A 23,882-nucleotide genomic window follows, 5' to 3' on the forward strand; every position below is an offset into this window, starting at 1 on the left:
GCTGTTGAGTTCTCAAGGAACGGACGCTTCCTTTGTACTCACCCGAGAGACTCTCTCAGGCTTTCCTCCGGGCGCTTCCCTTCGGTCTTGCGTTTCCGACTCTATCAGATCTTTTCTCGACCCGATTCCCTCGGTGCTTTCCAGGTTCCCGCTTTTGTTTCGCGGATTCCTTTCCGGCGGTTCCGACTTTATCAGAAGTTCCTGGCCGGTCTGACCGGCCATTCGTTTTCCGATTTATCGGGAGTGCCTCGGTGGAATCATCGATTCACGAGGCTGACAGATACTAACCGCTACCGACCGGACTCTGTCCAGTTCCAGGCAACTGTTCGAATCTACCTCCCCACGCGCTCCGTGTCAACGGTTTTTGTGGGGCGAAGAGGAGACTAGCAGGCCAGCGGGGCCCTCCGCACATCAGGCGGCCGTCGGCACCTCGGCGCTGCGCTCGGCAGACTCGAGGTCGCCCGTCTCCCCGGCACGGACGGCTCTGCCGCCCAGAACGTAGACGTATGCGAGGAAGGCCAGCTCGGCTGTGATGCCGATGGTGATGCGGGCCCATGTCGGTAGGCCCGACGGGGTGACGAAGCCTTCGATGGCGCCGGAGACGAAGAGGACCAGCGCGAGGCCGATCGCCATGCCGACCGCGGCTCGGCCCTCTTCTGCGAGGGCGGTGCGCCGGGTGCGTGGGCCCGGGTCGATCACTGTCCAGCCCAGGCGGAGCCCGGTGCCGGCCGCGACGAAGACCGCGGTCAGTTCGAGCAGGCCGTGCGGGAGGACGAGGCCGAGAAAGGTGTCGAGCCGGCCCGCCGAGGACATGAGGCCGGCCCCTATACCGAGGTTGAGCATGTTCTGGAAGAGGATCCAGAGGACCGGAAGGCCCAGGAAGACACCCAGGACCAGGCACATCGCTGCGGCCTGGGCGTTGTTCGTCCAGACCTGGGCGGCGAACGCCGCGGCCTGGTGGCTCGAGTAGTACGTCTCGTACAGGCCGCCGGGTCGGGTGAGCTCGCGCAGTTCGTCGGGGGCCGCTATGGAGGACTGGACTTCGGGGTGGGTGCCGATCCACCAGCCCAGGAGGGCGGCGACGGCGGTGGAGACGAGCGCCGTGGGCACCCACCAGTGGCGTGACCTGTACACCGCGGCGGGAAAGCCCTGTGTCAGGAAGCGCGTCACGTCGCGCCAAGAGGCGCGACGGGTTCCTGTCACCGCGCTACGCGCGCGTGCCACGAGCTGGGTGAGCCGACCGGTGAGCTGTGGATCGGGCGCGCTGGACTGGATCAGGGACAGGTGGGTGGCGGTGCGCTGGTAGAGGGTGACGAGTTCGTCGGTCTCGGCGCCGGTCAGGCTGCGCTGGCGGCGCAGGAGGGCGTCGAGGCGGTCCCATTCGGCTCGGTGGGCGGAGACGAAGACGTCGAGGTCCATCGGTGTGCCTGCTCCTCGGCTGTTCGTCGGCGGCCGGTGATGGATGTCAGCTTGTCGTACTGCGGCGCGATGTGCCCTCAGCTTGGCAGACTGGCCGTTCTCGGGGCGGGCCACGGAAGGGACGACGGGCGTGAGTGAGCTGGTGACGGGTGAGGCCGTGGCGTTGGAGCTGCGGCCCGCCAGGCTGCCCAGCCGAGCGCTGGCCACGCTGCTGGACCTGACCGTGGCCTTCGTGGTCTACGTCGTCGTGAGCATCGGTCTGGTGGCGGCGACGGCATCCCTGGACGAGGCGGCTCAGATCGCGCTGTCGATCGCGGCGTTTCTGCTGGTACTGGTGGGCGGGCCGATCGCGGTGGAGACGCTCAGCCACGGGCGGTCGCTCGGGAAGATGGCGTGCGGGCTGCGGGTGGTGCGGGACGACGGTGGGCCGATCCGGTTCCGGCACGCGTTGGTGCGGGGTGCGCTCGGGGTGGTGGAGATTCTGCTGACGATCGGGGTGGTCGCCTGTATCGCCTCGCTCGTGTCGGCGCGGGGGCGGCGGCTCGGGGATGTCTTCGCCGGGACACTGGTGGTGCGGGAGCGGGTGCCCGTGGCGCGCTCCGGCTTCGTGCCGCCGCCCCCGCCTTGGCTGGCGGGTCGGTTCCAGGCGGTTGATCTTTCGTCGGTACCGGACGGCTTGTGGCTGGCGGTTCGCCAGTACCTGGGGCGGATGAACCAGCTGGATCCGCAGGTCGGCTGGGCCATGGCGGAGCGGCTGGCCGGAGATCTCGCCGCGCGTACGGGGACGCCGATACCGCATGGGGTGCCGGGGGCGGCGTATCTGGCGGCGATGACGCAGGAGCGGCAGGTCCGGGAGGCACGGCGGGCCTTCGGAATCGGTCCGGTGGCGGGGTGGCCCGCGGGGCGGGGTGAGGCCGGAGGTATGGGCGGTGCGCCCGGGGCCTACGGGCCGCCGACGCCATACGGCCCGACGCCATACGGCCCGCCGGCATATGGGCCGCCCGCTCCATACGGGCCACCGACGCCGTACGCGCCACCGACGCCGCCGGTGCCTTACGCGCCGCCGTACGGGCCGTCTGTGGCGTACGGGCCTGCGGCGGGACAGTCGTCTGCTGCGGCTCCTGGGGTCCCGTCGGCAGGTGAGGGACGGCTCGGGGGGCCGCCTGTGGAGAAGTTGCCTGACGAACCGTCGCAGGGCCCGGCCACGGGGTTCGCGCCGCCGGCGTAGCGCCGGCCGGGGTGGCGCCGGCCGGGGGGGGTGGCTTCAGTCGAAGGTCGACGGGGGTGTTTCGAGGTCTTCCAGTTCGATGCCGGGGGCCGCGAGGACGACGTCACCGGCGATGTGCACCGCGTGCTGCTCCCCGGTGTCCAAAGCTGTGACCTGGTATTCGTCCACGGTCAGAGGGCCGTTGTCAGTGGCGTGTGTTTCTCTTCTGAGCAAGGCCCAGGACTGGTCCACGGTGCGCGGGGCGAGGACCGGATCGGTGAAGGCCACGAGGCGTACTCGGGTTGCCGAGGAGGAGGGGGTGAGGCGTAGGAGCCGCGTGGTGGCGACGAGGAATGCGGGGGATGTGCCGGTGAAGGCGTGGGCGGGGACATTGCCTTCCGTGGCCTGAGTGCCCGTGGGGTCGGTGCGGACCCAGGTGACGCCGTCGAGGGCCGCACCGCGGACCTGCCAGCTGCTCGCGTGGAGTTCGAGGCGGAGCGGGCGGCCGAGATCGTCGAGGGTGAGGTCGACGGAGCCGGTGTGGTCGCCGGTGGCAGTGGTCAGTCGGGAGACGTAGCGCCAGCCGGAGGGGCCGGGGGCGCATTGGAAGTGCTCGTGTGCGAGGGGGGTGTGATCGTGCGGATCGTGGAGCGAATATCGGCCGCGGGGCATCGGGGTCCTGGGGTGTGACGGGCCGGTCGGGTCCGTCTCGACGGGTCGGCCAGGCAGGCTGACGGCCGGTCCGGCCGTGGGCCGAAGGGGCAGGCCCCCGGCACGGGGGTGCGGGGGCCTGCCTCGGAGGACCTGCTGACCTACCTGGTGCCGAGAAGCGCGTCAGTGCACGGACGCGCTTTCAGCGGGTGGAGCTGCGGGCTCAGTAGCGGTAGTGGTCCGACTTGTAGGGGCCCTCGATGTCGACACCGATGTACGAGGCCTGTTCGGGGCGCAGGGTGGTGAGTTTGACGCCGAGTGCGTCCAGGTGGAGGCGGGCGACCTTCTCGTCGAGGTGCTTGGGCAGCACGTAGACGTCGACCGGGTACTCGTCGGGCTTGGTGAACAGCTCGATCTGGGCCAGGGTCTGGTCGGCGAAGGAGTTGGACATCACGAAGGACGGGTGGCCGGTGGCGTTGCCCAGGTTGAGCAGGCGGCCCTCCGACAGCACGATGAGGACCTTGCCGTCGGGGAAGGTCCAGGTGTGGACCTGCGGCTTGACCTCGTCCTTGACGATGCCCTCGATCTTCGCCAGGCCGGCCATGTCGATCTCGTTGTCGAAGTGGCCGATGTTCCCGACGATCGCCTGGTGCTTCATCCGGGCCATGTCCGCGGCCATGATGATGTCCTTGTTGCCGGTCGTGGTGACGAAGATGTCCGCCGTCTCGACGACCTCGTCGAGGGTGGTCACCTGGTAGCCGTCCATCGCCGCCTGCAGCGCGCAGATCGGGTCGATCTCGGTGACGATGACCCGGGCGCCCTGGCCGCGCAGCGACTCCGCGCAGCCCTTGCCGACGTCGCCGTAGCCGAAGACGACCGCGGTCTTGCCGCCGATCAGGACGTCGGTGGCGCGGTTGATGCCGTCGATCAGGGAGTGCCGGCAGCCGTACTTGTTGTCGAACTTCGACTTGGTGACCGCGTCGTTGACGTTGATCGCCGGGAACAGCAGGCTGCCGTCGCGGTGCATCTCGTACAGGCGGTGGACACCCGTCGTGGTCTCCTCGGTCACACCGCGGATCTCCGAGGCGAGCTGCGTCCACTTCCGCGAGCCCTCGGTGATCGTGCGGTTCAGCAGCTCGAGGACGACCCGGTGCTCGTCGTTCTCGGCCGTCTCGGCCGGCGGAACCTTGCCGGCCTTCTCGTACTCGACGCCCTTGTGGACCAGGAGCGTGGCGTCACCGCCGTCGTCCAGGATCATGTTCGGGCCGCCCGTCGGGCTGCCCGGCCAGGTCAGGGCCTGCTCCGTGCACCACCAGTACTCCTCCAGCGTCTCGCCCTTCCAGGCGAAGACCGGGACGCCCTGCGGGTCGTCGGGCGTGCCGTGCGGGCCCACCGCGATCGCGGCGGCCGCGTGGTCCTGCGTGGAGAAGATGTTGCAGGACACCCAGCGGACCTCGGCGCCCAGGGCGACCAGGGTCTCGATCAGCACGGCGGTCTGCACCGTCATGTGCAGCGAGCCCGTGATCCGGGCGCCGGCCAGCGGCTGGGTGGCGGCGAATTCCTTGCGGATCGCCATCAGGCCGGGCATCTCGTGCTCGGCGAGGGTGATCTCCTTGCGGCCGAAGGCGGCCAGGGAGAGATCGGCGACCTTGAAGTCCTGTCGGTTGTCGACAGTCGTCATGGTGAGCTGCTCCTCGGGGTTTTGGTCGAGAGAGTGGGTACGGCTGGTCTGCGCGGCGGCGGACACAGGGGTGCCCGATGAAGGGCATGGGCATGCCCAGGTGCGCGCAGCGCAGTCCGTCGGAGGCCCTCTCTCCCTCGGACGGTCCGCACTGGGACCGCCCGACCGCCATCAGCAGCGACGTCTGGCTTCCGTTCCAAGCTACACCGGAGTGGCGGGGCGGCCCCAGTCCACCTCCGATCAGATCGAGCCGATCACGATCGGAGATGGACCGGGCCGAAGGAGATGGGGGGTGGAACGGCGACAGGGCCCGCCTGGTGTGGGCGGGCCCTGTCGGGGTGGTGCGGGTCAGTGCTCGGCCGGGTGCTGGGAGGGGCCGCCCGGGGTCGCCTCGCGGTCGGATCCCTTGGCGGCCTCGGCCTCGCTGTAGACGTCGGGCTCGAGGTAGATGACGCGGGCGATGGGGACCGCGGTGCGGATGCGGGCCTCGGCGGCGTTGATGGCGGTGGCGATCTGGGCGGCGGTGTCGTCGTGCTGGACGGCGATCTTGGCGGCGACCAGGAGTTCCTCGGGGCCGAGGTGGAGGGTGCGCATGTGGATGACGCGGGTGACGGTGTCACCGTCGACGACCGCCGCCTCGATCTTCCGGAGGTCTTCGGCGGTCGCGGCCTCGCCGAGCAGGAGGGACTTGGTCTCGGCGGCCAGGACGAGCGCGATGAGGACCAGGAGGACACCGATGCAGAGCGTGCCGATGCCGTCCCAGACGCCGTCGTCGGTGAGCAGCGCGAGGCCGACGCCGCCGAGCGCGAGGATCAGGCCGACGAGGGCGCCGAGGTCCTCCAGGAGGACGACCGGGAGTTCGGGGGCCTTGGCGCGGCGGACGAACTCCGTCCAGGTGTGTTCGCCCCGCAGGGGGTTGGACTCCTTGATGGCCGTGCGGAACGAGAAGCCCTCGGCGATGATCGCGAAGACGAGGACTCCGACGGGCCAGTACCAGTGCTCGATCTGGTGCGGGTGCTTGATCTTCTCGTAGCCCTCGTAGATGGCGAACATGCCGCCGACCGAGAAGAGGACGATGGAGACGAGGAAGGCGTAGATGTAGCGCTCGCGGCCGTAGCCGAAGGGGTGTTGCGGGGTGGCCTCGCGCTGGGCCTTCTTGCCGCCTACGAGGAGCAGGGCCTGGTTGCCGGAGTCGGCGAGCGAGTGCACGCCTTCGGCGAGCATCGACGACGAGCCGCTGAACGCGAACGCCACGAACTTCGATGCCGCGATCGCGAGGTTGGCCCCCAGTGCCGCCACGATCGCCTTGCTGCCGCCTGACGCGCTCATGTTTTCGCGTTGTCCCTTCGCCTACGTGCGTACGCCGTGCAGGGCGGGGCCGACTTCGGCTTTGCCCCTCCTTTGCCGGGGGGCCATTCTTGCAGCCCTGTTCGGCAGCGGTGCGTCAGGTCGTCACGACAGGAGTCATACGACGACCGTGGCCCGGAAGACCGTACCCGCCCCCGCCACTTCGGCCTTGTGCCCAGCGGGGACGAAGACAGACGTGCCGGGTGTCAGCGCGTGCTCGCCCGCTCGGACGGTGCCCGCGGTGCAGAGCAGGATCTGCGGGGTGGGGAGGGTGAGGTCGTGGGCGGTGGCGCCCGGCGAGAGGACGTAGCGCGACAGGCGGAACTCGTCGATGGGGGTGTCGTAGACCTCTTCGCCGTCCGGGGCGGCTTCGGGGCGCAGGACGCCGGGGTCGGCGGGCTCGAAGCGGACGATGCGCAGGAGTTCGGGGACGTCGACGTGCTTGGGGGTGAGGCCGCAGCGCAGGACGTTGTCGGAGTTGGCCATGATCTCGACGCCGAGGCCGTCGAGGTAGGCGTGCGGGATGCCGGCGCCGAGGAACAGGGCCTCGCCGGGCTGGAGTCGCACGTGGTTCAGCAGCATCGCGGCGATGACGCCGGGGTCGCCGGGGTAGTGGTGGGCGATGCCGGCGTAGGGGGCGTAGTCGCCGCCGAGGCGGTCGCAGGCGGCCGCTGCCTGGGCGACGGTGTGGGCCATCTCCTCGCGGTCGGCGCTGAGGATCGCGGTGAGGACCTCGCGCAGGGCGGCTTCCTCCGGCTGGGCGTGCAGGAGGTCGACGTACGGCTTGAGGGAGTCGACGCCGAGGCCGTCCAGCAGGTCGGCCGCGTGTGCGGGGGCGCGGAAACCGCACAGGCCGTCGAACTCGGTGAGGGCACAGATGAGTTCGGGCTTGTGGTTGGCGTCCTTGTAGTTGCGGTGCGGTGCGTCGACGGGAATGCCTCGGCGTTCCTCGTCCTCGTATCCCTTCTGGGCCTGTTGCAGGTCGGGGTGGACCTGGAGGGAGAGGGGGGCGCCGGCGGCGAGGATCTTGAGGAGGAACGGGAGGCGGGGGCCGAACTTGGTGACCGTCGCCGCGCCGAGTTCCTGGTGCGGATCAGCCTCGATGATCTCGACGAGGGTGCCTCGGTCGGTGCGTGAGGGTGCGCCCGGGTGGGCGCCCATCCACATCTCGGCCTGCGGTTCGCCGGTCGGCTCGGTGCCGAGCAGGTGCGGGATCGCGGTGGGGGAACCCCAGGCGTAGGGGCGGATGGTGTTGTCGAGGCGGTCCATGCGGTTCTCTCTGCCTGCCGGTCTGCCGGTCTCTCGGTCTGTCGGTCTTCTGCCGTCCGTCGCGCGTCTTCTGCCGTCTGCCGTCGGCTGGTGTCCGCCGTCTGTGTCCGGTGACTCTCGGGTGACGGTCGGGGTCGGGTCAGGCTCCTGAGGCGAGGGCCAGGTAGACGGCGGCGAAATCCGTGGTGGCGATCAGTTCGGCGAGGGTGACGAGTTCGTCGCCTGCTTCGGGCTCGAGTTCGCTGATCGGCGTGTCGTGGCTGAGGGCCAGTTCGCGGGCGGCCGAGGCGGCGGTGAGGCCGCCGATCGGACGGTCGCGCAGCAGCACCACGCGTGCGTGCAGCGCGGGCGCTTCCTCGACGCGGTCGCGGAAGAAGTCGTCCGGGTCGGCGCCGGCGGCGAGGGGGCCGGCCAGGATCGCGTTGTGCTCGGCGAGGGCTTGGGGGAGTTCGGCCACCAGGGCGGGGCGGCCGGCGAGTTCGGCGAGGGCGGCGGCGAAGCGGCGGCCCGCGGGGCCGGCCGAGGTGCCTTCGGTCCAGATCACCGGGAGGGAGTCGGCGAGTTCGCCGGCCAGGGTCTTCGCCGGGTTGCTGTAGGTCGCGACGGCGGGGCCGCAGCGTTCGGCGACCTGGTCGAGCCGGTCGGCGACCCGTTCGAGTTCCTCGGGCGGGGCGGAGAGCAGGGCGACGCGGTCGAGGAGGGCGAGGAGGGGAGTGAGGAGGGCCCAGAGGATTCCGGGGGCGGAGGCCGCGTCCGGTACTCCCTCGTCCTGTTCGTACGGTGCGGTCGCGAGCGGCACGAACAGTCCGTGGGCGGCGCCGGCCGCTTCGGTGAGCGGGGAGTCGGCGGGGGCCACGGCGGCGACCGTGCAGCCGCGGCGGTAGGCCTGTTCGGCGAGGAGGGAGAGGCCGGGCTCGCTGCCGTCGGGGGTGGCGATGAGGAGAAGGTCCACGGAGCCCGCCCAGCCGGGGAGTTCCCAGCGCAGGGCGCCTGCGGCGGGGGCTACGCCGGTGGGTGTCAGGCGGATGACGGGGCAGGCGGCGCCTGCGAGCGTGCCGAGGAGGTCGGCGACGCAGGTGGCCGCCGCGCCGGGGCCCGCGATGAGGATCGCGCGGGGGCGGCCGTCCGGCTGGAGGTCGTGGACGCCGGCCTCGGCCGCGTACCGGGCGGCGGTGCGGACGCGGGCGCCGGCTTCGGCCGCGCCGCGCAGGAGGGCCCGGTGATCGGCCTCGTCCAGGGCCTCCGGCGTGTCGAGCAGCGAGTCGTCGAGCATGTCGGCAGTCTCCGATCGCCTGGGGCGTCGTCGGTGTGCGGGCCGGGTGGGATGTGGCGGGGCGTCGCCCGGCAGGCGTGGTGCTCGGCGCCGGGCGCGGCCGGGCGCCGGGGTGCTCGGGCGGGGGCGGCAGCCGGCCCGGGGGCGGCGCGGTGTGCGGTCGCGCGGCGCGGTGTGCGGTCGCGCGGAGCGCTGTTACGCGGGGCGGCGGGCCTCGTCGACGAGGAGGACGGGGATGCCGTCCCGGACGGGGTAGGCCAGGCCGCAGTCCTGGCCCGTGCAGATCAGCTCCGTGTCCTGCTCCTCCAGGGGGGAGTGACAGGCGGGGCAGGCGAGGATGTCCAGCAGGCTGGATTCGACGAGCGGCATCGTGGTGTGTCCTTCGCAGGTCAGACGCGGAGATTCGGCGGCTCTGATCAGCCTATAGCCGGGCGGCAAAATAACTCGCGCGGGGCATTGCCGAACCAGTCGCGGGCCTCCACGTGATCGGCCGGTGAAGCCGGTGCCGCAGTGGTCTACGGCTCGGGCGAGCGCAGGACGCGCAGATGGCCGCGCCGGGGGATTTCCCGGGATTTGACCTCCCGCTCCTCCCCGCGCTGCTGGGGGCGGGCAGCCTCCCGGACAGCGTTGGCCAGGGCTTCGAGGTCGTCGCCGGTGGGGCGAGCGGGGCCGACGTCGTTTGCCAGTCTGACGACCTCCCAACCGCGCGGGGCGGTCAGGCGCTCGGAGTGCTCGGCACACAGGTCGTAGCAGTGAGGTTCGGCGTAGGTGGCCAGAGGGCCGAGGACGGCGGTGGAGTCCGCGTAGACGTACGTCAGTGTCGCGACGGCAGGACGGCCACACGCGGTGCGCGAACAACGACGGACAGGACTCACGACGTTGGACCGTACCGCACTCTTGAGCGGGCCGCGACGACGCATCACGACGTCAGTCCGTCGTGTCGCCCGGTTCGCCGGGATGATCACATTTCCGTGTCCGAGGCCCGAACTACGGTAGGCCGAAAATGGCTTCTATCCCGCCGAGAGCAGAGCCGGACGAATAAGGGAAAAAAGCGATCACATTGCGAAATATAGACCGTTGAAACATAGAAGGCGGGCTTTTATGGACGATCACGGAGTGTGCACGGACGGTCGATGAGCGGGCGGACAGCCGCCACGCATTGCCGGACGGCACCACATGGCCGGGCGCCTCGACGGATACGCTCTGAGGGATGGACACCCCTACGCCGCCGCCCCAGCCCACGCAGCGCCAGCGCCGCCGCGATCGCCACGGCCGCGGCATGCGCGGCCCCATCGCGCCGCCCCAGGTGCCCCTGTCGCTGAGCCGGGCGGACGCCTTCGACGACCTCGTCCGCGACGCCGCCGAGCGTCTGGAGCGACGCTGGCCGCAACTGGCGGACGTGCAATTCGTCGTGCAAGAGGTACCCGATCATCTGGATGCGGCCGTGGCGGGCGGACCTGTGCCGGAGGACGGCGTGCCGCTGGGCAGGCTCGTGGCGGCGACCAAGGGCCTTCCGCCCCGCATCGTCGTCTACCGGCGTCCGGTGGAGATCCGCAGCAAGAACCGTGAGGAGCGTGCGCTGCTGGTGCACGACGTGCTCGTCGAGCAGGTCGCAGAGCTGCTGGGCCTGTCGCCGGAGAACGTCGACCCCCGCTACGGCGAGGAGTGACGGCTCGCGGCCGTGGCGTCACAGCAGACCGAGGGCGTCCAGTCCCAGGTAGGCAAGGTCCACGTCGGTGACATCACCGGAGCGAAGCAGCCGGCGCAGTTCGCCCGGCGAAACCTTCAGCACCTCGATGAACTCCGTGTCGTCGGGCTGAGGCGGCTGCCGAGGGCTGCACTGTCGGCCGATCACGCAGAATTTCGTGGATGAGCTGTACGAGTCGCCGAAGCACTTTCCCACCACCTCGAGGTCTCCGCCGTATCCCGTCTCCTCGAGCAGCTCACGCTCCGCGGCGGCCAGCGGGGTCTCCCCCTCGCCCACATAGCCCCCGGGCAGCTCGTACACGAGCTGCCCGGGGCCGGGCCGGAACTGCCGGGTGACGAGAACCTCGCCCGCCGCGGTAAGAGCGAGCACGGCGACGCTCGGCAGGTCCTCGCGGACGCTGAAGGTATCGATCTTGCCAGACGGCATGCGGTATCTGACCTCCACCACAGACCTGCCGTACGCCTCGTAGACCGTGGTCCTGGACAGCGTCTGCCAGTGCCTGTCGCGGTCCGCCGACGGGCTCACGAGTGACAGGGCCTGTTCATCTCAGGTCCAGCGGGGCCAGCAGCGGGGGTGCTGCCGGGGCCCCCTCCGGCGCCAGGAGGGCCTCGACGTAGTCGGCGGTCTGCTCCCACCCGGTGACGGCCACGCACGGCACACCCATCTGCCGGACCGGGTAGTCGTTGCCGCCCTCGTCGAGTCGGTCGCCGATGAAGAGCACGTCCTCCACGCGCAGGTCGAGGTACTCCAGCAGCCGCTGCATGCCGTAGGCCTTGTCGATGCCCTTCTTCGTGACATCGATGGAGGTCGAGCCGCCGCTGCGGACCTCCAGGTCGGGAAGTCGCGCCGCCGCGTACGCCCACAGAGCCCTGCGGCGGGAGCCGTCGGGGTCCCAGGCGACCTTCGCGTGGTGGGGAGCCTGCTGTCCCAGGGCGGAGAACGTGACCTGGCTTCCGCGATCTTCGATCACTTCGCCCCACGTGTTCTCGGCCCACAGCCCCAGGGACTTCGCGCCCTCGGTCAGGACACTGATGATGAGGGCCTTCTCCTCGTCGGCAAGGTTCTCGCAGTACACGTCCCGCCAACCGCTCGCATCCCATCTCAGGTAACGCGTACCGCAGGTCGGCATGAGGTGGAGGCGTTCGGCGAGTTCCGGAGTGAGCGGCAGTTCCTCCAGAACCTGAGTCTGGAACTGCTCATACCGGCCACCCGAGATGATGCAGACGTTCTTTTGGGAAAGAAGGCGCAGCAGGCACTGGGACATCCGAGGGGTGATCTTCGCCTTGGAGAGGGCGAGAGTGTCATCCAGATCGAACACCACTATGCGATTCGACAGTACCAATGCGCCATCCTTTGCTTCATCCAGCTCGTCGGCCGGGACAGGTTCATCTGCGGTAGCCAAGCCTGATTCTGCCGACCCTCGCCGATGGCTTGACCAGGAACCCCTCCACGTGAGCCACGCCCTCCCCCTCTGGTTCCGGTCCACGAATACCGAGAGCAGGGTTGTCCGTCACAGCGAACAGGGCCGCGGCCCTGCTGGTTCCCGGCCGGACCAGCTCCCCGCTCGTGTATTGGCGATCCTTGTCCCAGCCACTGAAACTCAGCGCAGCCTCCTCATCCTCGGAAAATTTGAACAGCGCGTCAAGGCGCGCCAGGTCCGGCTCGGCTCGTGGTCCCGACACGGAGGCCAGCCGAAACGCAAAGCCGAGCTCGGGTGCCACAAGGTCCACCAGACCAGCGGCGAACGCGAGTTCCGACAGGCCGATGGCCCCGATCATGCTGTCGATCCGGGGCTCGCTCAGGCCGACGAGCGACAGGAGATACGGCGGCTCCACGGTGACGCTCTCCGGGACGAGCACCGCGCGCACCCGGCCCCGCATGAGGTCGATCAGTGTGTGGTGCATCGGGTTGGAGGCGATCGAGTGTGTGGACACGGTCAAGTCGGCCGGGAGCTTCCCCACGGACGCGGCGATGCGTTCCAGCAGAGGAACGACGCCGTCCTCCGGCCTGGGCATCATGTCGAGGTCATGGAGCACCTCGACCGGGGCCAGAACGGCGTACGCCTGGAGGTCGGGGACCGGTCGGACGCCGATGCCGAAGCCGCCCAGAGTCAAGGCGCCCGGCTGAGCCGTCGCAGCCAGTTCCGTCCCGTCGACGTAGTCGAAGACGCCGTCGACGACACAGGAGGCCTCGCTCTCCGGCAGGCCGAGCCACTGTCCGCTGTGGGCTCCCGGGCTGTCGTCGCGTTCCCCTTCTCCCGCGGCGACACGGATTCCGAAGGGGGCTTGGCGCAGGATCTTCTCCGCTGCCTCGGTGGCCGCGCCGTCGACGGCGACCTTGCGGTCGTTCAACGTCATGCCGTCCGTGAAGCCCGTACGGGCCTGCGCGGCCGCGAGGGCGGCGGAGGCCATCGCGGCGACCAGAGTGGCGTCCTCGTCCGGGTTCGCGCCCCCCGCCGCGTCGCCGTCCGCGCCATCGTGCGATCCGGACGTGTCTAGCCAGGTGACGGAGACCTCGGTGATCCGGTCATCGACCGCCTTGATCGCGTTGCGCAAAATCTCGTTCATCTTCTCTCTCCAGTTGTCCCCGGGGCTCCAAGGAGAGCCTCCGGCGCGGCAGCGGTCGTGACCGACATCACCGTGACCTGCGGCGCCGCACGCGCAGGAGCACCGCGAGCGGCACGACGATCAGCAAGGCCGAGATGCCCAACAGCGCCCATCGGCGGCCGTCCAGCCAGCCGGCGACCTGGTCCACGAAATCGGGAATCTGCACGACGGCCAAAACGACTCCCATGACGGCGATCAAGGAGTCCCGCCGATTCTTCTCCTGGTCTTCGCGAACCCTGAGAAGGCTCAGCGAGACGGTTTCGCATTTCTCCATGTCCCGGTTGAGGGTGGCCATCACCTCTGCGGCAGGACGCTCCCTCACCGCCCATTCGTCCAGGCTCCGGTTCCTGCCCTCGATGAGCTTCTCCCGGAAGCCGACGCAGCGGTCTAGTAGCGCCGCGTGCTGGACCCTCCGGCGCGTCAGCTGCGACTGCTCCGCCGGGGATATCTCGTTCAGCATGGCAAGCGCCGCGAGCGCCGCCCGGTAGCGCGAGCCCAGATCGTCGTAGACGATCCTGCGCAGGATGCCCACCGTCCACACAAAGATGGACGAGGAATCGAATCCGTATTCCGACAGGCGGAATTGAGACCTGCCTCGCAGCCAGGCGGGCAGATGCGCCATCTCCAGGCAGCAGTCCGAGTTGACGAACACCATGTGATCGTCGAAGAACGCCATGCCGGTGCCCACATGGCCGAAGACGCTCTGCGGGCTGCGCCGCAACCACAGGCCGTCCTCCACAAGATGGTCCGTCGCGTAGGAGAGAAGGGCCGCTATCTCCCAGGCGTATCTGGCGGACTCGTCCACACCCGCGTAGAGGCTCGTGGTCGCGCGGTTCTGTGTGCCGTCGAGGTTCCATACCTGGACGGCGACGGATCCCTCCACGGCCCAGGTCTTCTCGATGTCCCCGGGCGCGATGCCGACGGTTCGTGCCAGTGCTCGGGCGCATTGCTCGGCGAGGGTGCGGGAGATCTCCGGAGCACCGAGCAAGGAGACGAAGCGCAGAAGCGTGTCGGTGGTCAGCGGAGTGGTCAGCTCGATCGCTGCGGTCTCGCGGGTGATCGGACCGGGGACGGACAGCAGAAGGGGCAGGGCGGTCAGCACATACTCTCCGCCGAGGGAGACCGCGGCCTGCCGCAGTCCGGCGGCGTGGTTGCTTCCCACTACGCGAGCAAGCGCGGCGGGCAGTGGGCCGGAGTCGAACAGTGCGGAGTACACGAGACCGGAACCGGGCCGCACTTTGGTCTGGTACGAGCGGTCGTCGTCGATCTCCGGCAGCCCGCCGGACGAGGACACGTGTGAGAAGTCGACGCCCTCCCGGAGGCGGTGGGCGAAGTGCACGACGACCGAACAGCCACTGATGCGCAGCCGCTCAGGTGCCGGGGGCTCAGGAACGTCGCTGAGGTCAGTGAGGACGGCGAACTGGTGGTCCACTTCTGTCTCCTCCGGCATCTGCGGCAGACGGGCAGTGGCCCCGTCCCGGGCCCGCGTCGAAGATATCTCTACCCGGGTGGACTGACGCGACGACTGACATTCCGTCACCCTCCTGATGTCAACGCCCTGTTGACCGATCACCGTGTCGACGTCCTATGATTCCAGCCCCACTCGACGGGCACGGGCTGGAGGGGCATGTTCTTTCCGAGTAGCTACCGATGAGGGTCGTCGTCACCGGGGCATCGGGATTCATCGGCTCCCAGCTCTGCGCCTTCCTCCGCTCCATGGGCGAGGACGTGACGGAGGTCGACCTCCCGTACTGCGACATCGGTGACACGGCGCGCCTGGCACGAGTGCTGGACAGGGCCCGCCCCGATCACATCTATCACCTGGCGGCCCAGGCCAGTGTCGGGCTGTCATGGCAGGACCCCGCCCACACGTGGCGCACGAACGCGCAGGGCACTCTCTCGCTCCTGAGAACCGTCCGCTCCGTGTTCCCCACCGCGAAGATCATCGTCATGAGCAGTGCCAGTGTGTTCGACGGCACCTGCTTCGACGTGCCCATCGAGGAGAGCAGGACGCCCGCCCCGATCTCGCCGTATGCGGCGAGCAAGCTGGCGGTCGAGTCGGCGGCCCGCCACTACCTCGCCGCGTACAACCTGCCGGTTGTCATCGTGCGGCCCTTCAACGTCATAGGTCCCTCCCAAGGTGGGGGGTATCTGGTCCCCTCGCTCTCCCGCCGTGTCGTCTCAGCGGCCCGAACCGGGCAGACCCGGATCACAGTCGGGAACCTCGAGGCACGCAGGGACTTCCTGGATGTGCGGGACGCGGTGGGCGGGCTGCGGCTGCTCATGACGGACGGACGGCCCGGCGAGGTCTACAACCTCTGCACCGGTCGCGGCGTCTCGGTCCGCACTCTGGTCGAGACGATGATCTCCCTCGTCGACGGTTCACTGGATTACCGCCAGGATCCCGCGCTGGTGCGCGGGGCGGACGCACGGAACCTGATCGGGGATCCGGGGAAGACACAGGCACAAACGGGGTGGCGGGCCGTCATCCCCCTCGCGACCAGCCTCGGCGACGTTCTCGCCGAAGCCCGCGCGCACGAGTCCGTGAGGCGAGAACTGCCGGTCACCTCCTCAGGTGACGCGACGCTGAACTGAAGCGCATGAACTGCGACGACAGCCTGCGAGGTGTGGATGAGGTTCCCGTTGTCCCGGCCGACCCTGGGCAGCCAGGAGTCCCGGAACGTACAGGACGCGATGGCGTCGGGCTGGATCTCCGGAACCGGCCCGTACGTCGGTGCATTGGAACGGGCTCTGGAACAACGAATCGGCAGGGCGTACGCGACGGCCGTCTCCAGTGGCACCACAGCTCTGGAGATCGTGTTGTCGGCGTTGGGTGTCGGCCCCGACGACGAGGTCATCCTCCCCGCGCTGACCTTCGCCGCGCCGGCGGCCGCGGTACTGACCGTGGGTGCCGTTCCGGTGCTGTGCGACATCGACGCCGCGAACTGGACCATCGACCCCAGCGCCGCCCGCGCGCTGCGCACACGGCGCACAAAGGCTGTCATAGCGGTCGATCTGATGGGGCATCCCTGTGACTATGAACGGCTCGCCGAGCTGGAGGTGCCGATCGTCGAAGACGCGGCGCAGGCCCATGGAGCGAGGACTGCCAAGGGTCAGGCCGGCGGTTTCGGTGTCGCGTCGATCTTCAGTTTCCATGTGAACAAGGCCATCACCTCAGGGGAGGGTGGGGCCGTCCTCACGGATGACGCGGAACTGGCCGCCAGGGTCCGGCTTCTTGCGCATCACGGCATGGAGACGGACCAGCCCTACCACCACACCGTGGCCGGCCGGAACGGAAGGATGACCAACCTGAGCGCGGCCGTCGGCACCGCCCAGACGGAGCGCTGGGAAGAACTGGTGGCCGGCCGTCTGGAAGCCGCGCGCCTCTACGACGTCCGTCTCGCGGGGCGAGGCTTCTCTCCGCGCCCGAAGGAACCGTGGGCCTCACCGTCCTGCTGGCTGTACTGCGCCACCACTCGCGAACGGGACGCCGTAGTGCGGCGGGCGCGACAAGCCGGGGTCGACGCCCGCGCCGTCTGGCCGGCTCTGAGTGACCTCGACCTGTACCGCCCGTACGCGCCCCGGCCCTGCGTGCACGCCTCCGAGGTTTCCAGGACGGCGATGTGGCTGCCGACCTGGTCGCACATGACCCCGGCCGAGATCGATGCGGTGGCCGAACATCTCGTGTGATCCGGCCGACCGTCGTCAGTTGAGGATCGACGGATCTTGCTCGGCCTCCGGGACGTCCACCGTGCCGCGGTCGTCCGGCAGGGTCTGGATCGTGAAGCCCGGGACGCCCTCCGTGGTGGCCGTCAGGGTGCGGGAGGCGTAGACCGGGGTGTCCGTGAGGGGTTCCACGGTCAGCGCGTAGGTGCCCTTCAGGCCTGCCGGTACCGGGAGTTCGACCTCCTGGGTGGTGCCGGCCTTGACCGTGTACGTCTGGGAGGCGGCCGTGCCGCCGCCGCTGCCTGCGGACGCGGTGACCTTGACCTTGGCGGTGCCCTTGGGGGCGGTCAGGGAGAGGGTGGCGCCCTTGGCGCTGTTGCCGACGGCGGACGCGCGCGTGCCGACCGGGGCGGTGGCGGTGATGAACGCCGACTCCTGCCGGTCGCCCTTGCCGCGCAGGACCCGGACGGCCGCGACGACGGGCACCGACTGGTCCGTCGGGGTCAGGACCAGCGAGCCCGCTTCCCCGCGCGTGACGTCACCCAGGTCGACCGAGGCCGTCATGCCCGCCTTGACGTGCAGCGTCTCGTGTCCGGCGGGGGTGATCAGGCCCGAGGGGGAGGCGAGTTGGACCTTCAGGTCGGCGTCCGCGTCACCCGGCGCGTAGGCGATGAGGCGGACGGCCGTGGCGTCCTTGGGGATGCCCGGGACGACCTGGGTGCCCGCCGGGTCGGTGGAGGCGGCCAGCCAGTCCCCGCCGAGCTTCTCGTCCAGGGCCTGGACGGCGGCCCCCACGCGGCCGCTGCGGACGTTGACGTGGACGGTGAGGTCCTCCTGCTTCTCGCCGGTGAGCGTGGACAGCAGGATCGGCTCGCTGGAGTGCGCCGGGATCGTGATGCCCTCCCCCACCGTGGTCTGGAGGGCGCCGTCCTTGCCGTAGAGCTCGATGTCGGCGACGGCGGCGGAGTCGTCCGGATTGGTGAGGTGGACGTAGTCCGTGCGGTCGGCGACGGTGCTTACGCCCGGGAACCAGAACTCCGTGTCCGGCGCGGTGCAGGTGACGCCCTGGAGGCCGCGGCCGCTGCCTGCGGTGACCTCGGTGGTCTCCTGGACGGTCCAGCCGGGCGCGAACTTCCCCTCGGCGGTGCCCACCAGCGCGGGCGCCTCGCCGCCGGAGGTCTCGCCGACGGCCGGGGTGCCGGGCGCCTTGGGCGCGACGACGGGCTTCGCCGCCTTCTTCTTGTCGCTGGCCTTGTCGCTGGCCTTGTCGGTCGTCTTGTCGGTCGTCTTGTCGGTCGTCGCGGCCGCCGACTCGGCGGTGGCCGCCACGAGTTCGGCCGTGCCGTCGCCGTCCGTGCCCTTGGTGACGGGCGTGAAGGACGTGTACGACGTGTCGGCGAGGTCGGACGTGCTGGGCGAGGGGCAGAGCAGGCTCGTGCGCTCCACGGGCAGTTCGGCGGCCGCCTGCGCGGTGTCGGCGGTGGACGCGTCCGGCTGGTTGAGCGTGGCGAACCCGGTGACCGCGGCGAGCGCGGCCGTGCCGGCGATCAGGGACAGGGTGGTGCGGTTCACTGCTGGCTCCCGTCGGGGCGCTCGCTGCCGGTGCCGTGGGGGTGCCGGTCCGGGTCGTAGGCGGGGTCGTAGCCGCTCTGGTCGTAGGCCGACGGGTCGTAGCCCTGCTGCTGCGGGTAGGTCTGCTCGTACGGCGCCTGCTGGGCCTGGCCGTCGTAGGCGTACGGGTCGTACTGGCCGGGCTGGTAGGGGTCGTAGGCCTGCTGGTCGTAGCCGCCCGCCGGGTACTGCTGGGTGCCCTGGTACTGCTCGCCCGCGTAACCGCCGTACTCGGCGTTCGCGTAGCTCGCCCGGTCCCCGCCCCAGTCCCCGCCCTGGCCGTCCGGGGCGACTCCCATGTCGTACGACTGCTGCGGGGGGACCGCGACCGGGGTCTCCCCCTGCGGCGGTGACGGGAATTCCTCGTGGTGGCCGGGCTCTTCGGCTTCGGCCTCGGCCTCGGCCTGGGCGCGCAGGCGGCGGGCGCGGCGGCCCTCGCCGTCGACCGCCTGGGCCGGGATCGGCTCCTCCTCGGGAAGGTCGTCGTCGACGTCGCGGCGGCGGCCGGGAAGGGCGAGGACGACGAGGACGAGAGCGAGGAAGCCCTGCGCCCACAGCCAGGCGGTGTGGGTGAAGGGGTCGTCGTAGGTGACGTCCAGCTTCCCGCCGGTGGCGGGGAGTTCGAAGCCCTGGGCCCAGCCGTCGACGGTGGTGGGGGTGAGGGGCTTGCCGTCGAGGGTGGCCGTCCAGCCTTCGGCGGCGGTGTCGGCCAGGCGCAGGACGCGGCTGCCGGAGCCGTCGGGGACGGTGGTGTGGATGTCGACGGGGCCCGCGGCGACCGGGGTCGCGGTGCCCTTGCCGGAGTCGGCGACGACGGCCGCGCGGGAGACCTCCTGGTCGACCCGCCACAGGGCGCTGCCGCCCTGCTGGCTGAGCCGCTTCAGGCCGGGGGTGGCGTCCAGGACGCGGGTGACGTCGCGGGGCGCGCCCTTGTGGACGAGGACGTAGCCCACGGCGAAGTTGCCGAGCTGGTCGGCCTGGTCGGCGCCGGAGCCGGCGACGAGATTGGCGACGACCTTGTCGAGCTGCTTGTTCTCGCCGTCGGCCGCGGCGAGTTCGGCGTCGCCGAGGCGGGCGCCGGAGCCGCGGACCAGCATGTAGGCGACGTGGGCGGCGGAGTCGCTGTCGAGGACGAGGGTGCGGGCCTGGTCGCGGTTTCCGGCCTCCTCGGCGACGAACGCGGGCACCTGTACGGGATCGCGGCGCTCCAGGGGGCCGTCGGCGCCGCCGATCATCCAGCCGGCGGCGACGAGCAGCGGGCCGGCGGCCGAGGCGAAGGCGATGAGGGCGGCCACCGGCTGGCGCCAGCCGAAGCTCTGCTCGGCGACACGCGTGCGTGCTCCGTCGGCGCCGATGACGGCGGCGGCGAGGAGGGCGATGCCGTAGACGAGGGTGGCGGGCCCGGCCCAGGTGGAGCTGTTGGACAGGATCGCGAAGACGAGGCCCACCAGGGCGACCGCCCAGGCCGCCCAGACGCCGAAGTGACGCTCGGAGCGCAGCAGCGCGGCCAGCGCGGCCAGCACGATGCCGATGAGCATCAGGCCGTCGACGGTGCCGGGGCCGCCGGGGCTGGCGCCGAGCAGGTCGAGCGCGGTGGCGGTCGACGCGCCGTAGTCGAGGCCGGCCTGGGTGAAGAAGCCGAACGGCAGCAGGGACAGCGACCAGGGCGCGAGGATCAGCAGGGGGGTGCCCAGCTGGGCCAGGAAGCGCAGGCCGTAGGCGGTGATCTCGCGGCGGCGGACGGCCAGGACCGCGATGCCGAGGACGAGCGCGAGGGGCCAGACGATCGGCGTGAAGGCGGTGGTGATCGTCAGCAGCAGCGCGTACGCCCAGGTGGCGCGCCAGCTGCCGCGGGCGCCCGATGCGTGCGTCAGGCCGCTCGCGGCGACGCCCGCGCGGGCGATGAGCGGCAGCAGGACGGCCAGGACCGCGGTGCCGACCCGGCCGCCGGCCAGGGCGCCGGTGGCGGCGGGCAGGAAGGCGTAGACGACGGCCGCCCAGGCGCGCAGGAGGCGTGACTCGACGAGCGGCCGGGAGGCGAAGTAGGCGGCGAGGCCGGCCAGCGGAACCGAGCAGACGAGCAGCACGGTGAGGGCGAGTCCGGTCGAGCCGAACAACAGGGTGGCAAGCGTCGCGATGATCGCGAGATAGGGCGGGGCGGACGGGGTGCCGCCCGCGCCGATCGGATGCCAGGCGTCCAGGTAGCGCGACCACAGTTCGGAGGCGTCGGCCGGGGCGGGCAGCAGGGCGCCGCCCGCGAGCGCGCCGCCGCCGAGGAGGTTGCGGCAGGCGACCAGGGAGACGAGCAGGAGGACCAGGAAGAGCACCGGGCCGGGCTTGCGCGCGATGCGCTTGAGCCGGGCGAACTGCTCGATCTCCAGGAAGTCGGCGTCGTCGCCGCCGGGTCCGGACTCGACGGCGCCGCCGTGCCGGCCCGCGCCGGACACGGCATCGGGGTCGGAGGAGCCGAAGAAGTCGCCGGCGACCTGTTCGACGGTGGCCCGCACGGTCGCGCCGGGTGGCGGGAACAGGGGGCGCAGTTCGTCCTTGTCGACCGCCGGCTTTCCGCGCCTGCGCCGCCCGGCGATGATCCGCTCGGGCCGCAGCAGGGTGCCCAGCAGACCGCGGATCTCGTCCACGGCCTGTCCGGGGACCTTGCCGACGAGGTAGGCGACGGTCCGTAGCAGGGTGCCGAGGACCAGGCGGACCAGGATCCAGGGCAGCAGGGCGGTGCGGCTGTTGACGAGGAGGGTGTAGACGGCGCCGGCCTTGTCGACCTTGTGCGGGGAGGCGCTGGTGCGGCCCGCGCAGTCGACGGTGCGGCGCTCGCGGGAGGCTGCCTCGGCGTGCCGCACGACGGCCTCGGGGGCGATGAGGACGCGGTGGCCGGCGGCCTGCGCGCGCCAGCACAGGTCGACGTCGTCGCGCATCAGGGGCAGGCGGCGGTCGAAGCCGCCGAGCTGTTCGAAGACGTCGCGGCGGATCAGCATGCCGGCGGTGGACACGGACAGCACGGACCGGACGTGGTCGTGCTGGCCCTGGTCCTGTTCGCGGCGGTCCAGGCCGGTCCAGCGGCGGCCGGAGCGGGCGATGGTGACGCCGACCTCGAGGAGCTGGCGGCGGTCGTACCAGCCGCGGAGCTTGGGGCCGACGACCGCTACGTCGTCCCGGCCCAGTTCGAGTTCGTTGTCGACCACGCGCAGGAGTTCGGCGAGGGCGTCCGGTTCCGGGGCGCAGTCGTCGTGCAGCAGCCACAGCCACTGGACGGGCTCTCCGTGCGGGAGCTCCGGCAGGTCGTAGGTGTCGTCGCGCCAGGTGCGTGTGACGGGGTCCCAGCCGCTGGGGCGCTTCAGGTACGGCAGTTCCTCGGGGGTGAGGACCGGAGCCGTCCGGTTGGCCTCCTCCACCGCCTGGCCGAACCCGGTGCGCCGGGCGAGGTGCAGGACGCGGTCGTCGCCGAGGGCCTCGGTGACCAGGCGCGCGGAGTCGTCCGAGCTGCCGGTGTCGGCGGCCATGACGGACTGGACGGGGCGCTCCTGGCCGAGCAGACCGGCGAGCGCGTCGGGCAGCCAGCGGGCGCCGTCGTGGGCGACGATCACCGCGGTCACTACATGACGCGGGAACTCAGGTGTGGCAGCGCGGTCTTGATGGGCTGCCGTGTGGCTGTGCACGGACATCGAGGTACGGGCCCCGGTTCGGTGGACTGCGGTGGACGCCTGCGCCGTGTGGTGCGGCCGGGCGTCTCGGACGAGCGCCCACACTATCGGCTGGGCAGGACGACGGCCCGCCGCCTGTGGACAACCCACGTGCGACGGGCCGTTCGGACCCTTGTCTGCGCTGTCTCCGCGTACCGCGATGCCGCGACGCCCTTGTGCCGTCGAACCGGACGGTTCTCAGACCGCCGCCTTCTTCAGCCGGCGGCGCTCCCGCTCCGACAGACCGCCCCAGATACCGAAGCGCTCGTCGTTGGCGAGGGCGTACTCAAGGCATTCGGAGCGGACCTCACAGGCGAGGCAGACCTTCTTCGCCTCGCGGGTGGAGCCGCCCTTCTCGGGGAAGAAGGACTCGGGATCGGTCTGGGCGCACAGCGCGCGCTCCTGCCAGCCGAGTTCCTCGTCCGCGTCGTCGACGTCGACCAGCAGTTGCTGCACCAGCTCGGTCATGTGCGCCCCTCGCTCTGTCTTTCGCGTCCCCGTGACCTGGCCGTTACCGATATCGGCTGAACGACACGAGTGAAATTACAAGTGTGCTGCTCCGGGCGAGTCAAGCCGAGATCTGCTATTGGGCCCCTTATTCACTCTGCGGAACCAAGGCCATGCAGTAAGTGTTCAAATCGCCATAAACCTTGACAAGCAGATGAAGCCCCGGGAGGGCCACCGGCCCCGCACAGCGCTTGTACGGGGAAGGACGCCCAAAGATGCGATCCCGTTGCGGCACGCGCGCGGAAGCGAACCTGATCACAGTCGGATCACGGGATCGCCACGAGGCTTGCGCGCCCGGCTTGTGCGCCATGTGTCCCGAAGGACGCGTGCACAAACCTTTCACCTCTCAGATGGACCGGATGAGGTGAACCCTGTCCCACATACCGGGCGTCGAGTTGACAGTGAAGGTGTGAACCGCTGTCCTTATGGGCATGCTCGCGAACTTGGCACTCACCTCGACCGGCTCCGCCGGGTCCCACGGTGCTGCCCGCGCTCGCTGTAGCTGTTGTCGTCGTTCCAGCTGTTGAGCCCAACGCGCTCCGGCTGCTCCTCCTGAGTCCACCGCGACTCGGCTGCTGTCTCCCATCGGCCCACACCAGGGCGCTCCTGCTCCACCCGTGATCCGGGCGGACGGTACGCGACACCCAGCAGGCCCCCCACTCTTCCGCCTCTTCCGCCGAGGAACCACCGCACCCCATGAACAGCGACAGCGACCTCCAGATCGCGGGCGACATCCTCGAAGTCCCGCACCTCCTCCAGGCACCGCGCGAGCACCCGGCCACCGTCGCCGAGTTCGTCGGCCTGGCCCGTTCGATCGCCGCGGACCGTGGCCGGTGGGAGCACCTGGTCCGCTACGACGCGACGACCCGCTGGTACCACCGGCTGCGCACCGGTCCCGGTTACGAGGTGTGGCTGTTGTCCTGGGTGCCCGGCCAGGGCAGCGGGCTGCACGACCACGGCGGCTCCTCCGGTGTGCTCACCGTCCTGGACGGCGAGCTGACCGAGCGCACGGAGCGCGGCAAGCGGGTGCTGGCGTCGGGTGTCCAGAGGGTGTTCGCGCCGGGGTACGCGCACGAGGTCGTCAACGACGCGCTGGAGCCCGCGGTGAGCCTGCACGTCTACTTCCCCGGACTGACGGACATGCCCATGCACACCCGGCTCCGCTCGGCCGAGGGGACCCCCGTCGCCTGCGCGGCGCCCACCCCATACGGACCCGTGGACACCGTCAGATCGTGATCCGCT

Annotated in this window: 20 protein-coding genes; 5 read left to right on the plus strand and 15 right to left on the minus strand. The window is 70.5% G+C overall.

The annotated features are described in order from the left end of the window. Nucleotides 1-411: 411 nt before the first annotated feature. Nucleotides 412-1,419 (minus strand): stage II sporulation protein M, encoded by a 1,008-nt coding sequence (locus QQM72_RS35030; protein ID WP_314224827.1) that lies wholly within the window; start codon nt 1,417-1,419, stop codon nt 412-414. Between the two features lie 130 nt (nt 1,420-1,549). Between QQM72_RS35030 and QQM72_RS35035 the strand changes: the two genes are divergently transcribed. Continuing rightward, on the plus strand, nt 1,550-2,647 hold the full coding sequence (locus tag QQM72_RS35035; protein WP_314224828.1) for an RDD family protein: 1,098 nt from the start codon (nt 1,550-1,552) through the stop codon (nt 2,645-2,647). A 36-nt stretch (nt 2,648-2,683) separates the two neighbouring features. Here the strand turns inward: QQM72_RS35035 and QQM72_RS35040 are convergent, their stop codons facing one another. From QQM72_RS35040 to QQM72_RS35070, 7 genes are all read right to left on the minus strand, one after another. Then, entirely contained in the window at nt 2,684-3,298 is a 615-nt protein-coding gene (locus QQM72_RS35040; RefSeq protein WP_314224829.1) for a hypothetical protein, read from the minus strand. A 202-nt stretch (nt 3,299-3,500) separates the two neighbouring features. After that, complete coding sequence (gene ahcY / locus QQM72_RS35045; protein ID WP_314224830.1) at nt 3,501-4,958, minus strand: adenosylhomocysteinase; 1,458 nt, start codon at nt 4,956-4,958, stop codon at nt 3,501-3,503. Nucleotides 4,959-5,306: 348 nt separating this feature from the next. Beyond that, nucleotides 5,307-6,287, minus strand: a complete 981-nt coding sequence (locus QQM72_RS35050; RefSeq protein ID WP_314224831.1) for a cation diffusion facilitator family transporter — start codon at nt 6,285-6,287, stop codon at nt 5,307-5,309. A 135-nt stretch (nt 6,288-6,422) separates the two neighbouring features. Next, the gene (gene manA, locus QQM72_RS35055) at nt 6,423-7,574 is read right to left on the minus strand and encodes a mannose-6-phosphate isomerase, class I (protein ID WP_314224832.1); all 1,152 of its coding nucleotides are present in this window, start codon (nt 7,572-7,574) and stop codon (nt 6,423-6,425) included. A gap of 139 nt (nt 7,575-7,713) precedes the next feature. Beyond that, nucleotides 7,714-8,847, minus strand: a complete 1,134-nt coding sequence (locus QQM72_RS35060) for an SIS domain-containing protein (RefSeq protein ID WP_314224833.1) — start codon at nt 8,845-8,847, stop codon at nt 7,714-7,716. Between the two features lie 195 nt (nt 8,848-9,042). Continuing rightward, nucleotides 9,043-9,216 (minus strand): Trm112 family protein, encoded by a 174-nt coding sequence (locus tag QQM72_RS35065; RefSeq protein ID WP_314224834.1) that lies wholly within the window; start codon nt 9,214-9,216, stop codon nt 9,043-9,045. A gap of 146 nt (nt 9,217-9,362) precedes the next feature. Next, on the minus strand, nt 9,363-9,767 hold the full coding sequence (locus tag QQM72_RS35070) for a DUF3499 domain-containing protein (RefSeq protein ID WP_399079832.1): 405 nt from the start codon (nt 9,765-9,767) through the stop codon (nt 9,363-9,365). A 290-nt stretch (nt 9,768-10,057) separates the two neighbouring features. Between QQM72_RS35070 and QQM72_RS35075 the strand changes: the two genes are divergently transcribed. Next, nucleotides 10,058-10,516, plus strand: coding sequence for a metallopeptidase family protein (locus tag QQM72_RS35075; protein ID WP_314224836.1), 459 nt, complete (start codon nt 10,058-10,060; stop codon nt 10,514-10,516). Nucleotides 10,517-10,534: 18 nt separating this feature from the next. Here the strand turns inward: QQM72_RS35075 and QQM72_RS35080 are convergent, their stop codons facing one another. From QQM72_RS35080 to QQM72_RS35095, 4 genes are all read right to left on the minus strand, one after another. Beyond that, nucleotides 10,535-10,981 (minus strand): NUDIX hydrolase, encoded by a 447-nt coding sequence (locus tag QQM72_RS35080; protein WP_314224837.1) that lies wholly within the window; start codon nt 10,979-10,981, stop codon nt 10,535-10,537. A 115-nt stretch (nt 10,982-11,096) separates the two neighbouring features. Continuing rightward, complete coding sequence (locus tag QQM72_RS35085; RefSeq protein WP_314224838.1) at nt 11,097-11,876, minus strand: HAD-IIB family hydrolase; 780 nt, start codon at nt 11,874-11,876, stop codon at nt 11,097-11,099. A 64-nt stretch (nt 11,877-11,940) separates the two neighbouring features. Next, nucleotides 11,941-13,110, minus strand: a complete 1,170-nt coding sequence (locus tag QQM72_RS35090) for a fructose-bisphosphatase class II (RefSeq protein WP_314224839.1) — start codon at nt 13,108-13,110, stop codon at nt 11,941-11,943. 79 nt (nt 13,111-13,189) lie between these two features. After that, nucleotides 13,190-14,593 carry a hypothetical protein gene (locus QQM72_RS35095; RefSeq protein WP_314224840.1) on the minus strand — a complete coding sequence of 468 codons (1,404 nt, stop codon included), beginning with the start codon at nt 14,591-14,593 and terminating at the stop codon, nt 13,190-13,192. Nucleotides 14,594-14,811: 218 nt separating this feature from the next. Between QQM72_RS35095 and QQM72_RS35100 the strand changes: the two genes are divergently transcribed. Both QQM72_RS35100 and QQM72_RS35105 read left to right on the plus strand, forming a co-directional pair. Then, on the plus strand, nt 14,812-15,756 hold the full coding sequence (locus tag QQM72_RS35100; protein WP_314224841.1) for a GDP-mannose 4,6-dehydratase: 945 nt from the start codon (nt 14,812-14,814) through the stop codon (nt 15,754-15,756). A gap of 36 nt (nt 15,757-15,792) precedes the next feature. Next, entirely contained in the window at nt 15,793-16,851 is a 1,059-nt protein-coding gene (locus QQM72_RS35105; protein ID WP_314224842.1) for a DegT/DnrJ/EryC1/StrS family aminotransferase, read from the plus strand. A 15-nt stretch (nt 16,852-16,866) separates the two neighbouring features. On the opposite strand, the gene QQM72_RS35110 is transcribed toward QQM72_RS35105, so the two are convergent. The 3 genes from QQM72_RS35110 to QQM72_RS35120 all read right to left on the minus strand — a co-directional run bounded on the left by QQM72_RS35110 (nt 16,867) and on the right by QQM72_RS35120 (nt 22,601). Then, nucleotides 16,867-18,399, minus strand: coding sequence for a DUF5719 family protein (locus QQM72_RS35110; RefSeq protein ID WP_314224843.1), 1,533 nt, complete (start codon nt 18,397-18,399; stop codon nt 16,867-16,869). Next, complete coding sequence (locus QQM72_RS35115) at nt 18,396-22,115, minus strand: glycosyltransferase family 2 protein (protein ID WP_314224844.1); 3,720 nt, start codon at nt 22,113-22,115, stop codon at nt 18,396-18,398. The genes QQM72_RS35110 and QQM72_RS35115 overlap by 4 nt, the downstream gene beginning before the upstream one ends. Nucleotides 22,116-22,331: 216 nt before the next feature. Beyond that, nucleotides 22,332-22,601: a WhiB family transcriptional regulator gene (locus tag QQM72_RS35120; protein ID WP_020128551.1), complete on the minus strand. Its 270-nt coding sequence runs from the start codon at nt 22,599-22,601 to the stop codon at nt 22,332-22,334. Between the two features lie 735 nt (nt 22,602-23,336). Between QQM72_RS35120 and QQM72_RS35125 the strand changes: the two genes are divergently transcribed. Further along, the gene (locus QQM72_RS35125; protein ID WP_314224845.1) at nt 23,337-23,876 is read left to right on the plus strand and encodes a cysteine dioxygenase; all 540 of its coding nucleotides are present in this window, start codon (nt 23,337-23,339) and stop codon (nt 23,874-23,876) included. The last annotated feature ends 6 nt before the right edge of the window (nt 23,877-23,882 follow it).

This window comes from Streptomyces zaehneri, assembly GCF_032248645.1.
In the GTDB taxonomy this organism is placed as follows: Bacteria; Actinomycetota; Actinomycetes; order Streptomycetales; family Streptomycetaceae; genus Streptomyces; species Streptomyces coriariae.

Bases quoted from the DNA above. Each gene is read 5' to 3' on its own strand.
- QQM72_RS35050 (WP_314224831.1), bottom strand. From the start codon at position 6,287: ATGAGCGCGTCAGGCGGCAGCAAGGCGATCGTGGCGGCACTGGGGGCC.
- QQM72_RS35030 (WP_314224827.1), bottom strand. From the start codon at position 1,419: ATGGACCTCGACGTCTTCGTCTCCGCCCACCGAGCCGAATGGGACCGC.
- QQM72_RS35080 (WP_314224837.1), bottom strand. From the start codon at position 10,981: ATGCCGTCTGGCAAGATCGATACCTTCAGCGTCCGCGAGGACCTGCCG.
- QQM72_RS35125 (WP_314224845.1), top strand. From the start codon at position 23,337: ATGAACAGCGACAGCGACCTCCAGATCGCGGGCGACATCCTCGAAGTC.
- manA (WP_314224832.1), bottom strand. From the start codon at position 7,574: ATGGACCGCCTCGACAACACCATCCGCCCCTACGCCTGGGGTTCCCCC.
- QQM72_RS35075 (WP_314224836.1), top strand. From the start codon at position 10,058: ATGGACACCCCTACGCCGCCGCCCCAGCCCACGCAGCGCCAGCGCCGC.
- QQM72_RS35105 (WP_314224842.1), top strand. From the start codon at position 15,793: ATGAGGTTCCCGTTGTCCCGGCCGACCCTGGGCAGCCAGGAGTCCCGG.
- QQM72_RS35060 (WP_314224833.1), bottom strand. From the start codon at position 8,847: ATGCTCGACGACTCGCTGCTCGACACGCCGGAGGCCCTGGACGAGGCC.
- QQM72_RS35070 (WP_399079832.1), bottom strand. From the start codon at position 9,767: ATGCGTCGTCGCGGCCCGCTCAAGAGTGCGGTACGGTCCAACGTCGTG.
- QQM72_RS35065 (WP_314224834.1), bottom strand. From the start codon at position 9,216: ATGCCGCTCGTCGAATCCAGCCTGCTGGACATCCTCGCCTGCCCCGCC.
- QQM72_RS35120 (WP_020128551.1), bottom strand. From the start codon at position 22,601: ATGACCGAGCTGGTGCAGCAACTGCTGGTCGACGTCGACGACGCGGAC.
- QQM72_RS35115 (WP_314224844.1), bottom strand. From the start codon at position 22,115: ATGTCCGTGCACAGCCACACGGCAGCCCATCAAGACCGCGCTGCCACA.
- ahcY (WP_314224830.1), bottom strand. From the start codon at position 4,958: ATGACGACTGTCGACAACCGACAGGACTTCAAGGTCGCCGATCTCTCC.
- QQM72_RS35040 (WP_314224829.1), bottom strand. From the start codon at position 3,298: ATGCCCCGCGGCCGATATTCGCTCCACGATCCGCACGATCACACCCCC.
- QQM72_RS35100 (WP_314224841.1), top strand. From the start codon at position 14,812: ATGAGGGTCGTCGTCACCGGGGCATCGGGATTCATCGGCTCCCAGCTC.